Genomic DNA, 13,601 nt, shown 5'->3' on the forward strand with positions numbered 1-13,601 from the left:
ACGATGCCTGAGTCGACCATCCAACCCGCGCCCGACCGTCCTCGATCCGCAGTCCGCTCACTGCTGCGCCTGTGGCCGTACGTGAAGCCGGTCAGCCACCGGCTGTTCGGTTCCGCGGGCGTGGCCGTCGTCGCGTCCTGCCTCGCGCTGCTCATCCCACTCGTCCTGAAGTGGATCGTGGACGGCCCGGTCGCCGACGGCGACCCCTCCGGTGTCTGGCTCGGCGGCGGCGTCGTGCTGCTGCTCGGGCTGCTGGAGGCGGGGCTCTTCGGCGTGCGGCGCTGGCTGGTGGCCCGGCCGATGGCGGGCCTCGAGGCGACCATGCGGGCGGACCTGTACCGCCGGCTCCAGCGGCTTCCGGTGGCGTTCCACGACCGCTGGGGCTCGGGGCAGCTGCTGTCGCGCGCCACCAACGACCTGCAGATCCTGCGGATGTTCCTGACCTTCCCCATGGTCTTCCTCGCGGTCAACGGCGCGACGATCCTGGCGGGCTTCGCCATCCTGTTCTTCCAGCACTGGTCGCTCGGGCTGATCCTGCTCGGGCCGGTCGTGCCGCTGGTGTTCCTCTGCGCGTACTTCGAGGCGCGCTACCAGCAGGCCTCCCGGCTCGCCCAGGACCAGGTCGGCGACCTGACCACGCTGGTCGAGGAGTCCGTGCTCGGCATCCGCATCATCAAGGCCTTCGGACGGCACCGCAGCCAGGCCGAGTCCTTCCGCCGCCAGTCGCGCGAGCTGCGCGGTACAGAACTGCGCAAGGCCCGGCTGCTGGCGGACCTGTGGATGGTCATCACGGCCCTGCCGGACGTGGCGCTCGGCGCGGCGCTGGTGCTGGGCGCCACCCAGGTGGCCGACGGCAAGCTGTCCGCAGGCACGCTGGTGGCCTTCCTCTCCACCGCGCTGGCGCTGCGCTGGCCGGTGGAGTCGCTGGGCTGGCTGCTGTCGTTCAGCAACGAGGCGGCCACCGCCGCCGACCGCGTCTTCGAGGTGCTGGACTCCGAGCTGCCCCCGGAGACCGGCAGCGGCACCGGGCCGGAGGTGACGGCCGGCGGCGGCGACGGCATCCGCTTCTCCGGCGTCCGCTTCCGCTACCCCGACGCCCCCGACGGCACCCCGGACCTGCTCACCGGCATCGACCTGCACATCCGCAGCGGCGAGACGGTCGCCCTGGTCGGCTCCACGGGCAGCGGCAAGACCACGCTCACCTCGCTGATCCCCCGGCTGTACGAGCCGACCGGGGGCCGCATCACCCTGGACGGCGCCGACACCGCCGGGCTGAGCCGCTCGGCGCTGCGCCACCTCGTCGCGACGGCCTTCGAGGAGCCCACGCTCTTCTCCGCCAGCGTCCGGGAGAACGTCCTGATGGGCGCGCCCGACGCGGACGAGGCCGATCTGCTGCGGGCGTTGGGGATCGCCCAGTGCGACTTCGTCCACAAGCTGCCGCACGGTGTGGAGACCCAGGTCGGCGAGCAGGGCCTGAGCCTGTCCGGCGGCCAGCGGCAGCGCCTGGCCCTGGCCCGCGCGGTGGTCGGGCGGCCGCGCTTCCTCGTCCTCGACGACCCGCTGTCCGCGCTGGACGTGCACACCGAGGCCCTCGTCGAGGGCGCCCTGCGCCAGGTGCTCGCCACGACCACCGCCCTGGTCGTGGCCCACCGTCCCTCCACGGTGATGCTCGCCGACCGCGTCGCCCTGATGGCCGGCGGCCGGATCACCGAGATCGGCACGCACCACGAACTGCTCGCCGCGTCCCCGGAGTACCGCCGTCTGATGTCCGGCCAGGACGAGCCCGCCACCGTCCCCTCCGGGGGAGGCGCGGCCTGATGACCCCGTCCCGCACCGGCCGCGGCACGATCCGATCCCAAGGGAGCAGCGCACGATGACCTCGGTCACGGAGTCACAGCCCTCCACCGGCGAACCCGGGGAACCCGGCGCGCCCGCCCGCCCCGGTGAGCCCGCCGAGGACCGCACACCGGCCGCCGGCGACGACCCCTTCGACCGGGACACCCTGCCGACGCCCCCCGGGGCGTCGCGGCAGTTGCTGCGCGATCTCGTCGGCCCGCACCGCGGGCGGGTCTGGTTCGCGGCCGTGCTGCTGCTCGTGCAGCAGGCCGCGGTGCAGGCGGGCCCGCTGATCGTCGCGCTGGCCATCGACCAGGCGATCCCGGCCCTGCGCCGGCACGACCACGGGCCGCTGATCGCGGTGGCCGCGGCCTACATCGGCTGCGCCGTCGTGGGCGGGCTGCTCCAGCGCGCCTTCATCCGGAAGGCCGGGGTGATCTGCCAGGACGTCCTGGTGGAGCTGCGCAGCCGGATCTTCCGGCACGCCCAGGCGCTGGGCCTGGACTTCCACGAGCGCTACACCTCCGGCCGGATCATCGCCCGCGCGACCTCCGACGTGGAGTCGATCCGCGAGCTGCTGACCGAGGGCCTCCAGGAGCTGCTCAACGTCGGGCTGTCGGTGCTGTACATCTCCGCGGTGCTGCTGTGGCTGGACTGGCCGCTGGGCCTGTTCACGCTGGCGAGCGGCGTGCCGCTGGTGTTCACCATCCGCGCGTTCCGCCGCCGTTCGGCCCGGGTGTACACACGGCGCTCGGCCGCGACCGCCGCGGTCATCGTGCGCTTCACCGAGACGATGAACGGCATCCGGCCCGTGCAGGCGTTCCGCCGGGAGCACGCCAACGACGAGGCGTTCGGCGAGCTGAACGCCACGCACCGCAAGGCCAACGGCGACGCGATCCTGGAGATGGGCCGCTTCACCGTCTCCTCCTGGCTGATCGCCAACACCTCGGTGGCGCTGGTGGTCCTGTGGGGCGCCTACCGCGTGGCCTCCGGCTCGCTGGAGCTCGGCGTGCTCGCGGCGTTCGTGCTCTACCTGCGCCGGCTGTACGCGCCGATCGACCCGCTCGGCATGTTCCTCAACTCCTACCAGTCGGCCGCCGCCTCGCTGGAGAAGATCGCGGGCCTGCTCGCCCAGCGGCCCTCGGTGCCCGAGCCGGAGGCACCGCGGCCGCTGCCGCCCACGGTGGCGGAGATCCCGGGCCGCGAGGTCGTCTTCGACGACGTCCGCTTCGCGTACCGCACCGGCGGTGAGGTGCTGCCCCGGTTCGACCTGCGGCTGCCCGCGGGGCAGACGGTGGCGGTGGTGGGGGCGACCGGCGCCGGCAAGTCGACGCTCGCCAAGCTGCTGGCCCGCTTCTACGACCCGACCTCGGGCCGCGTCACCCTCGACGGGGTGGACCTGCGCGACCTGACGCTGCCTGACCTGCGCCGCGGCGTGGTCATGGTCACCCAGGAGGCGTTCCTCTTCTCCGGCACGGTCGCCGAGAACATCGCGATCGGCCGCCCGGAGGCGACCCGCGAGGAGGTCGAGAACGCCGCCCGCGCCATCGGCGCCCACGAGTTCATCGCCGCCCTCCCGGACGGCTACGACACCGACGTGCGCAAGCGCGGCGGCCGGATCTCCGCCGGGCAGCGGCAGTTGGTCGCCTTCGCGCGGGCGCTGCTCGCCGACCCCGCCGTGCTGATCCTCGACGAGGCCACCTCCTCGCTGGACGTGCCCGGCGAGCGCGCGGTGCAGCGCGCGATGAGCGAGGTGCTCCGCGGCCGTACGGCAGTGATCATCGCCCACCGTCTGTCGACGGTCGAGATCGCCGACCGCGTCCTGGTCATGGACCAGGGCCGGATCGTGGAGGACGGCACCCCCGCCGACCTGGTCTCCGGGGCGGGCCGCTTCGCCGATCTCCACCAGGCCTGGCGCGACAGCCTCGTCTGACACCGCTCTCCCCCCGGCCCCGCGCCGGGGGGACGCGTCACGGGACCGTCCTCGGGCGGCCGCGCACCGGGCATGCCCGTTTTGTGCGGCATTGTGCGCCATCCCCGGACCGGGCCCGGTCACGCCGTCACGCCCTGCGGGACACGTTGTCCGTTATGCGGACCGACTGTCCTCCTGAAAGGACGTATTCGGCCAACTTCTCGTCACGTACATGACATCAACCCATGAATAGTGGCACTCTTCCCCCGGTCGGCTCAGAACGCGCCCGCGCCGGTGCACCTCCGCGCGCCGGCGCTCCGGCCGGAGCTCCGCAACGTCCCACCCGCACGGCTTGCACGGCTAGTTCCGCCCGGGCAGCACACCCTGTCTGCCCGGCTGTCCCCGGCCGCCAACCGCGGCCGACGCAGTAGGAGTCCGAGTGAGACGATCCCCCCGCAAGGCAGTCGCGGCCACAAGCCTGGTCGCCACCGCCGCATTCCTCGCCGTCGGCATACCGTCGACCACCGCCGCGGCGAAGCCCGCCCCCCACACGAGCCAGGTCCGCGCCGGAGCGCTCGAGGCCGCGCTCACCCCCGCCCAGCACAGCTCGCTGATCAAGAGCGCGAGCGCCCGGACGGCCGTGACGGCCCAGTCCCTGGGCCTGGGCAGCAAGGAGAAGCTCGTCGTCCGGGACGTCGTCAAGGACGTGGACGGCACCCTGCACACCCGCTACGAGCGCACCTACGCCGGGCTCCCCGTGCTCGGCGGTGACCTCGTGGTGCACACGCCCGCCACGGGCACCGGCACGCTGGGCACCACGTTCAACACGAACAAGGCGATCACGGTCGCCTCGACGACGCCGAAGGTCGCCGGGTCCGCGGCCACCACCTCCGCGCTGAAGACCGCCAAGGCGCTGAAGGCCGAGGCACCCGCCGCGGACAGCGCCCGCAAGGTGATCTGGGCCGGGCAGGGCACGCCGAAGCTCGCCTGGGAGAGCGTCGTCAGCGGTCTGCAGGACGACGGCACGCCGAGCCGGCTGCACGTCGTCACCGACGCCATGACCGGCGCGGAGCTGTACCGGTTCCAGGACATCAAGACCGGGACCGGCAACACCCAGTACAGCGGATCGGTGACGCTCGGCACCACGCTGTCGGGCTCGACGTACCAGCTCACCGACAACACCCGCGGCGGCCACAAGACGTACAACCTCAACCGGGCGACGTCCGGCACGGGCACGCTGTTCACCGACGCAGACGACGTCTGGGGCGACGGGACGGGCTCCAACACCCAGACGGCCGCCGCCGACGCCGCCTACGGCGCCCAGGAGACCTGGGACTTCTACAAGACCACCTTCGGCCGCAGCGGCATCCGCAACGACGGTGCGGCGGCGTACTCGCGGGTGCACTACAGCAGCGGCTACGTCAACGCCTTCTGGGACGACAGCTGCTTCTGCATGACCTACGGCGACGGATCGGGCAACACCCACGCCCTGACCTCGCTGGACGTCGCGGGCCACGAGATGAGCCACGGCGTCACGTCCAACACCGCGGGCCTCAACTACTCCGGTGAGTCCGGCGGCCTCAACGAGGCGACCTCCGACATCTTCGGCACGGGCGTCGAGTTCTACGCCGGCAACAGCAGCGACGTCGGCGACTACCTCATCGGCGAGAAGATCAACATCAACGGCAACGGCACCCCGCTGCGCTACCAGGACAAGCCCTCTCGTGACGGCACGTCACCCGACAACTGGTACTCGGGCATCGGGAACCTGGACGTCCACTACTCCTCGGGCCCGGCGAACCACATGTTCTACCTGCTCTCCGAGGGCAGCGGCGCCAAGACGATCAACGGCGTCAGCTACAACAGCCCGACCGCCGACGGCATCGCCGTCGCCGGCATCGGCCGCGCCGCCGCGCTGCAGATCTGGTACAAGGCGCTGACCTCGTACATGACGAGCAGCACCAACTACGCCGGCGCCCGCACCGCCGCCCTCAACGCCGCCACCGCGCTGTACGGCGCCTCCTCCGCCCAGTACGCGGGCGTGCAGAACGCCTTCGCGGGCATCGGCGTCGGCAGCCACGCCCCCGTCTCGGGCGTGACGGTCACCAACCCGGGCAACCAGGCCAGCGGCGTCGGCACCGCCGTCAGCCTGCAGATCCAGGCCAGCAGCACCAACAGCGGCGCCCTGAGCTACGCGGCGAGCGGCCTGCCGGCCGGTCTGTCGATCAACGCCTCCACCGGTCTGATCTCCGGCACCCCGACCACCGCGGGCACCTCCAACACCACGGTCACGGTCACCGACTCCGCCGCGAAGACCGGCACCGCCTCGTTCACCTGGACCGTCTCCACCGGCGGCGGCACCTGCGCCTCGGCGCAGCTGCTGGGCAACCCGGGCTTCGAGTCCGGCAGCGCCTCCTGGACCGCGAGCAGCGGCGTGATCACCAACGACAGCGGCCAGGCCGCGCACGGCGGTTCGTACAAGGGCTGGCTGAACGGCTACGGCACGACCCACACCGACACGCTGTCCCAGTCGGTGACGATCCCGGCCGGCTGCAAGGCGACCTTCACCTTCTGGCTGCACATCGACTCCGCCGAGACGACCACCAGCACCCAGTACGACAAGCTGACCGTCACGGCCGGATCGACCACCCTGGCCACGTACTCGAACCTCAACAAGGCCACGGGCTACACCCAGAAGTCCTTCAGCCTGAACGGCTTCGCCGGCTCCACCGTCAGCCTGAAGTTCACCGGCACCGAGGACTCCTCGCTGCAGACGAGCTTCGTGGTGGACGACACGGCCGTCACCACCTCCAGCTGATCCCCTCGGGGTGACGTGAACGCCGGGCCCCGGCCGTCCTCGACGGCCGGGGCCCGGTGTCGTGTGCCCGGTGGGTGCCCGGTCAGCGCAGCACGCCGGCCGTCATGCCCGCGGCCTCGGCGGGCACCGCGATCAGCCCCAGCTCGGCGGGCGAGGCGAGCAGCCGGTGGGTGGGCAGCACCCGCACGGTGTAACCGAACGGCCCGGTGCGGTCCAGCGCCAGCGGCCCCTCGTACAGCCAGCGGCCTTCCAGGTCGGGCCGGCCGCCCGGCTTGAGGGAGACCACCGAGGGGTCGGTGATCCGGTCGGAGTCGTCGACCCGGCCGGAGACCACCTGGACGTCGACGTCGCCCGGTTCCAGGTCCCCGAGGGCGACCTGGACCCGCAGCGTGAGCGTCGTCCCGAGCTCGGGCGAGCCGCCGACGGCGGCACCGGTCTCCACGTGGTCCACGGCGATCCGCGGCCACTGCTCGCGCACCCGCCGCTTCCACGCGGCGAGTTCGGCCGCTTCCCCGCCGGCGGCGAGGCGGTGCGCGGCGGCGGCCGGGGCGTACAGCCGCTGGACGTACTCGCGCACCATGCGGCCGGCCAGCACCTTGGGCCCCAGGGTGGTGAGGGTGTGCCGGACCATCTCGATCCAGCGCGCCGGCAGCCCGTGCGTGCCCTGGTCGTAGAAGCGCGGGGCGACCTGGTTCTCGATCAGGTCGTACAGCGCGGCCGCCTCGATGTCGTCGCGCCGGTCGGGGTCGCCCTGGGCGCCGAAGCCGTCGGCGGTGGGGATGGCCCAGCCGTTGTTGCCGTCGAACCACTCCTCCCACCATCCGTCGAGGACGGAGAGGTTGAGGCCGCCGTTCAGCGCGGACTTCATCCCGGAGGTGCCGCAGGCCTCCAGCGGGCGCAGCGGGTTGTTCAGCCAGACGTCGCAGCCGTGGTACAGGTGCTGCGCCATGGCCATGTCGTAGTCCGGCAGGAAGACGATGCGGTGCCGCACCCGCGGGTCGTCCGCGAAGCGCACCAGCTCCTGGACCAGGCGCTTGCCGCTGTCGTCGGCCGGGTGGGCCTTGCCCGCGACGACGATCTGGACCGGCCGGGAGGCATTGAGCAGCAGGTCCATCAGCCGGTCCTGGTCGCGCAGCATGAGCGTGAGCCGCTTGTACGAGGGCACCCGGCGCGCGAAGCCGATGGTGAGCACATCGGGGTCGAGCACGTCGTCGGTCCAGCCCAGCTCGGCGGAACCGGCGCCGCGCTGCCGCCAGGAGGCGCGCACGCGGCGACGCACCTCCCACACCAGCTGCTCGCGCAGCTCGCGGCGGAGCTCCCAGACGGCGGCGTCGGGGATGGCGCCGACGGACTCCCAGGTGTCGGCCAGGCCGACCGTCATCGCGTCCTCGGCGATCTGCGAGCCGGCCTGCCGGGCGCCGAGCCGGAACACCTCGGGCGCCACCCAGGTGGGGGCGTGGACGCCGTTGGTGACGGAGGTGATCGGCACCTCCTCCGGGTCGAAGCCCGGCCACAGCCCGGCGAACATCTCGCGGCTGACCTGGCCGTGCAGGGTGGAGACGCCGTTGGCGCGCTGGGCGAGCCGCAGGCCCATCACGGCCATGTTGAAGACGTTGGGGTCGCCCCCGGAGTACGTCTCCATGCCCAGTTCCAGCACGCGCTGCACGTCCACCCCGTGCAGTTCGCCGTCGTCGCCGAGGTGACGGGCGACCAGCTCGCGGTCGAAGCGGTCGATGCCCGCGGGCACCGGGGTGTGGGTGGTGAAGACGGTGCCGGCGCGGACCGCCTCCAGCGCGGAGTCGAAGTCCGTCCCGCTGTCCTCGGCCGTGAGCTCGCGGATGCGCTCCAGACCGAGGAAGCCGGCGTGCCCCTCGTTGGTGTGGAAGACCTCGGGCGCGGGGTGGCCGGTCAGGGCGCAGTACGTGCGCACCGCGCGGACGCCGCCGATGCCCAGCAGCATCTCCTGGAGCAGCCGGTGCTCGCTTCCGCCGCCGTAGAGCCGGTCGGTGACGTCGCGTTCGCTGGGGTTGTTCTCCTCGACGTCGGAGTCCAGCAGCAGCAGCGGCACCCGGCCGACCCTGGCCAGCCAGACGTGGGCGCGCAGGCTCCGGCCGCCGGGCAGGTCGAGGACGATCAGCACGGGGGCGCCGCCGTCGTCGCGCAGCGGGGACAGCGGCAGCTCGTTCGGGTCGAGCACCGGGTAGTGCTCCTGCTGCCAGCCGTCGCGGGACAGCGACTGCCGGAAATAGCCGTGCCGGTAGAGCAGGCCGACGCCGATCAGGGGGACGCCGAGGTCGCTGGCGGCCTTGAGGTGGTCGCCGGCCAGGATGCCGAGGCCCCCGGAGTACTGCGGCAGCGCGGCGGTGATGCCGAACTCGGGCGAGAAGTAGGCGATGGCGGAGGGGAGTTCCCCGCTGCCGGCGGCGCCCTGGTACCAGCGGGGGTTGGCGAGGTAGTCGTGGAGGTCCTCGACGGCGGTACCCAGCCGGCGCAGGAAGCGGCGGTCCTTGGCGAGCGCGTTCAGCCGTTCCTTGGAGACGGCGCCGAGCAGGCGCACCGGGTCGCCGGCCGCCGCCCGCCAGCCCTCGGGGTCGACCGCCTGGAACAGCTCGCGGGTCTCGGGATGCCAGGACCAGCGCAGATTCTGCGCGAGCTCCCCGAGCGGACGTAGTGGTTCGGGCAGGACAGTTCGCACGGTGAATCGACGAATAGCCTTCACTCTTCGACGGTAGCGGCATCCCCCCGCCCGGTGGTGGCAACCGGCGACCGGATGCGCTCCGCGCCGGTGCACGCCGGGGGCGCACCACCAGGGGGCGCGGACCGGCGCCGGCGACGCCGGCGCAACCGCCCCGCGGAGCCCCCGGACCACCCGGCCGCGCCCCCTCGGCAACCGCTCCGACCCGTCGACAATCGGCCAGAACCACGGCGTCCGCGGGGCCGGCCGGTTTTCCGCAGGCTTTGCAAGCTACGCGCCAGTACCCCCTTCCGAAGGGCATTCGGGCGGCGTCCACTGGGCAGGCTCACCCTTGCGCGACGCGGCGCCACTTCTCCTCCTCACCCCTCGACTCACATCCGCCCACCCGAGTGAACGCGGACAGGAGCGGTCATGCCCCCAGGCAGCCAACCGAAGGAGCAGATAAAAAGAGTGCACGTCACCCGCCCGGCCACCAGCTCGAACAGGTGAGGCGCAATGATCGGTCGTATCCCCGTCCTGGACGTCCGCCCACTGGTCGACTGCGGGCGCCGCCCCGCGAAGGCGGTGGCAGGCGAGACCTTCCAGGTGTCGGCGACGGTATTCCGTGAAGGACATGACGCGATCGGGGCCAATGTGGTCCTGAAGGACCCCTCGGGCCGCAGCGGCCCCTGGACCCCGATGCGTGAACTCGCCCCCGGCACCGACCGGTGGGGCGCCGATGTGACCCCGACCGCCGAGGGCCGCTGGACGTACACGGTGGAGGCCTGGAGCGATCCGGTGGCCACCTGGCGGCACCACGCGGGCATCAAGATCCCCGCCGGCATCGACACCGAACTGGTCCTCGCCGAGGGCGCCGCACTGCACGAGCGCGCCGCGGCCAAGGTCCCCAAGAAGGACGGCCGGGCCGTCGTGCTCGCCGCCGTCGACGCGCTCCGCGACGACAGCCGGCCCCCCGCCGCCCGGCACGCGGCGGCGCTGGCCTCCGACGTCGTGGCCGTGCTGGACCGCCACCCCTTGCGCGAACTGGTCAGCGCCTCGCGCCCGGCGGCCCTCCAGGTCGAGCGGCAGCGGGCGCTGTTCGGCTCCTGGTACGAGATGTTCCCCCGCTCCGAGGGCGCGGTGGTGGACCCGTCCGGGAAGCAGCCCCCGCGGTCCGGCACCTTCCGCACGGCGGCCGACCGGCTGCCGGCGATCGCGGCCATGGGCTTCGACGTGGTCTATCTGCCGCCCGTTCACCCGATCGGGTCGGCCTTCCGCAAGGGGCCGAACAACTCCCTGACGCCGGGTCCGCACGACGTCGGCTCGCCCTGGGCGATCGGCTCCCCCGAGGGCGGCCACGACGCGGTCCACCCGGATCTCGGCACCCTGGAGGACTTCGACTTCTTCGTCGAACGGGCCCGCGAACTGCGGCTGGAAATCGCCCTGGACTTCGCCCTGCAGTGCTCCCCCGAGCACCCGTGGGTGGAGAAGTACCCGGAGTGGTTCTCGCGGCGGCCGGACGGCTCGATCGCGTACGCCGAGAACCCGCCGAAGAAGTACCAGGACATCTACCCGATCGCCTTCGACTCCGACATGTCCGGGCTGGTCCGCGAGACCGAGCGGGTGCTGCGGCACTGGATGGACCACGGGGTGCGCATCTTCCGGGTGGACAACCCGCACACCAAGCCGGTGGTCTTCTGGGAGAAGGTCATCACGCACATCAACCGCACCGACCCCGACGTCATCTTCCTGGCCGAGGCGTTCACCCGTCCGGCGATGATGCACACCCTGGCCCGGATCGGCTTCCAGCAGTCGTACACGTACTTCACGTGGCGTAATGAGAAGCAGGAGCTGGTCGACTATCTGACGGAGCTCAGTGGGGACACGGCGAGCTACATGCGCCCGAACTTCTTCGTCAACACCCCCGACATTCTGCATGCCTACCTGCAACAGGGGGGACGGGCGGCGTTCGAGGTGCGCGCGGTGCTCGCGGCGACCCTCTCGCCCACATGGGGGGTGTACGCCGGATACGAGCTCTGCGAGAACGTGCCGGTGCGCGAGGGCAGCGAGGAGTACCTACACTCGGAGAAGTACGAGCTGAGGCCCCGTGACTGGGCGGCAGCCGAGGCCGAGGGCCGTTCCCTCGCGCCGCTGCTCACCGCGCTCAACCGGCTGCGGCGCCGCCACCTCGCGCTCCAGCAGCTGCGAGATCTGCGCTTCCACCACGTGAACAACGACGCGGTGCTGGCGTACTCGAAGCGCTCGGGCGACGGCGGTGATGTCGTACTGGTGGTCGTCAACCTGGACCCGCACCACACCCAGGAGGCGACCGTCTCGTTGAACATGCCGGAACTCGGCCTCGCATGGCACGAGTCCACCCCGGTGCGCGACGAGCTCACCGGCGAGACCTACCACTGGGGCAGGAACAACTATGTGCGCCTCGAGCCGGGCCGCGTGCCCGCGCACATCTTCACCCTGCGACCTACTCCATCGACAGGAGGGTCACCCACTTGATCGTCAACGAACCCGTACCTGACACGTTCGAAGACACCCCGGCCAAGGACCGGGATCCCGATTGGTTCAAACGGGCCGTCTTCTACGAGGTACTCGTACGGTCATTCCAGGACAGCAACGGCGACGGGGTCGGCGACCTCAAGGGGCTCACCGCCAAGCTGGACTATTTGCAGTGGCTGGGCGTCGACTGCCTGTGGCTGCCGCCGTTCTTCGCGTCACCGCTGCGTGACGGCGGCTACGACGTCTCGGACTACACGGCGGTGCTCCCGGAGTTCGGCGACCTGGCGGACTTCGTGGAGTTCGTGGACGCCGCGCACCAGCGCGGGATGCGGGTGATCATCGACTTCGTCGTGAACCACACGAGCGACCAGCACGAGTGGTTCCAGCAGTCCCGCAGCGATCCCGACGGGCCCTACGGCGACTACTACGTCTGGGCGGACGACGACAAGCAGTACCCGGACGCCCGGATCATCTTCGTCGACACCGAGAGCTCCAACTGGACGTTCGACCCGGTGCGCAAGCAGTACTACTGGCACCGCTTCTTCTCCCACCAGCCGGATCTCAACTACGAGAACCCGAAGGTCCAGGAGGAGATCCTCGCCGCCCTGCGCTTCTGGCTCGACCTCGGCATCGACGGGTTCCGGCTGGACGCGGTGCCGTACCTCTACCAGGAGGAGGGCACCAACTGCGAGAACCTGCCGCGCACCCACGGCTTCCTGCGGATGGTGCGCCAGGAGATCGACGCCCACTACCCGGACACGGTGCTGCTCGCCGAGGCCAACCAGTGGCCCGAGGACGTCGTCGACTACTTCGGCGACTATGCCAAGGGCGGCGACGAGTGCCACATGGCGTTCCACTTCCCGGTCATGCCGCGCATCTTCATGGCGGTGCGCCGGGAGTCGCGCTACCCGGTCTCGGAGATCCTGGCCAAGACCCCGGCGATCCCCAAGAACTGCCAGTGGGGCATCTTCCTGCGCAACCACGACGAGCTGACGCTCGAAATGGTGACGGACGAAGAGCGCGACTACATGTACGCGGAGTACGCCAAGGACCCGCGGATGCGGGCCAACATCGGCATCCGGCGCCGGCTCTCCCCGCTGCTGGACAACGACCGCAACCAGATCGAGCTCTTCACCGCGCTGCTGCTCTCCCTGCCGGGCTCGCCGATCCTCTACTACGGCGACGAGATCGGCATGGGCGACAACATCTGGCTCGGTGACCGCGACGCGGTGCGCACCCCGATGCAGTGGACGCCCGACCGCAACGCGGGCTTCTCCTCCTGCGATCCGGGGCGGCTGTACCTGCCGACGATCATGGACCCGGTGTACGGCTACCAAGTCACCAATGTCGAGGCGCAGATGAGCTCGCCGAGCTCGCTCCTGCACTGGACCCGCCGGATGGTCGAGATCCGCAAGCAGAACCCGGCCTTCGGACTCGGCTCGTACACCGAACTGCCCTCCAGCAACCCGGCCGTCCTGGCCTTCCTGCGCGAGGCGCCGTCGCTGGACGGCAAGGGCGACGACCTCGTCCTGTGCGTGAACAACTTCTCGCGCTTCGCCCAGCCCACCGAGCTCGATCTGCGCTCCTTCACCGGCCGTCACCCGGTCGAGCTCATCGGTGGTGTCCGCTTCCCCGCCATCGGGGAGTGGCCCTACCTGCTCACTCTCGCCGGTCACGGCTTCTACTGGTTCCGGCTGCGCCGCGACGCGGTGTAGCCGGACCGCCCGAGGACGGCGACCCCGGCGGTCCGGTGCGGTTTCGCACCGGACCGCGGGGGCAGGCTCCCCCTGCCGAATCCAGCGTCATATCGGATGCTTGTCGGGCGCTTGGCACCTTGTAGGCCAGTA

General features: G+C 71.4%; 6 protein-coding genes. 5 read left to right on the forward strand and 1 reads right to left on the reverse strand.

Annotation, left to right across the window (positions count from 1 at the left end):
- Nucleotides 1–3: 3 nt before the first annotated feature.
- The 3 genes from ACIP9H_RS14525 (at nt 4) to ACIP9H_RS14535 (ending at nt 6,566) form a co-directional block, all read left to right on the forward strand.
- A complete protein-coding gene (locus tag ACIP9H_RS14525) occupies nt 4–1,818 on the forward strand; it encodes an ABC transporter ATP-binding protein (protein WP_401959252.1) in 1,815 nt (604 codons plus the stop codon).
- 55 nt (nt 1,819–1,873) lie between these two features.
- Nucleotides 1,874–3,769, forward strand: a complete 1,896-nt coding sequence (locus tag ACIP9H_RS14530) for an ABC transporter ATP-binding protein (protein ID WP_401580224.1) — start codon at nt 1,874–1,876, stop codon at nt 3,767–3,769.
- A gap of 418 nt (nt 3,770–4,187) precedes the next feature.
- Nucleotides 4,188–6,566, forward strand: a complete 2,379-nt coding sequence (locus ACIP9H_RS14535) for a M4 family metallopeptidase (protein ID WP_401580226.1) — start codon at nt 4,188–4,190, stop codon at nt 6,564–6,566.
- Nucleotides 6,567–6,648: 82 nt separating this feature from the next.
- Here the strand turns inward: ACIP9H_RS14535 and glgP are convergent, their stop codons facing one another.
- On the reverse strand, nt 6,649–9,285 hold the full coding sequence (glgP, locus tag ACIP9H_RS14540) for an alpha-glucan family phosphorylase (protein WP_401580228.1): 2,637 nt from the start codon (nt 9,283–9,285) through the stop codon (nt 6,649–6,651).
- A gap of 471 nt (nt 9,286–9,756) precedes the next feature.
- On the opposite strand from glgP, the gene ACIP9H_RS14545 reads away from it, so the two are divergent.
- Both ACIP9H_RS14545 and treS read left to right on the forward strand, forming a co-directional pair.
- On the forward strand, nt 9,757–11,754 hold the full coding sequence (locus ACIP9H_RS14545; protein ID WP_401580230.1) for an alpha-1,4-glucan--maltose-1-phosphate maltosyltransferase: 1,998 nt from the start codon (nt 9,757–9,759) through the stop codon (nt 11,752–11,754).
- Nucleotides 11,751–13,469, forward strand: a complete 1,719-nt coding sequence (treS, locus tag ACIP9H_RS14550; protein WP_401959255.1) for a maltose alpha-D-glucosyltransferase — start codon at nt 11,751–11,753, stop codon at nt 13,467–13,469. The genes ACIP9H_RS14545 and treS overlap by 4 nt, the downstream gene beginning before the upstream one ends.
- Nucleotides 13,470–13,601 lie beyond the last annotated feature (132 nt).

The sequence above is a fragment of the Streptomyces sp. NPDC088732 genome, assembly GCF_044751205.1.
GTDB lineage: Bacteria > Actinomycetota > Actinomycetes > Streptomycetales > Streptomycetaceae > Actinacidiphila.

Bases quoted from the DNA above. Each gene is read 5' to 3' on its own strand.
- ACIP9H_RS14525 (WP_401959252.1), top strand. From the start codon at position 4: ATGCCTGAGTCGACCATCCAACCCGCGCCCGACCGTCCTCGATCCGCA.
- ACIP9H_RS14530 (WP_401580224.1), top strand. From the start codon at position 1,874: ATGACCTCGGTCACGGAGTCACAGCCCTCCACCGGCGAACCCGGGGAA.
- ACIP9H_RS14545 (WP_401580230.1), top strand. From the start codon at position 9,757: ATGATCGGTCGTATCCCCGTCCTGGACGTCCGCCCACTGGTCGACTGC.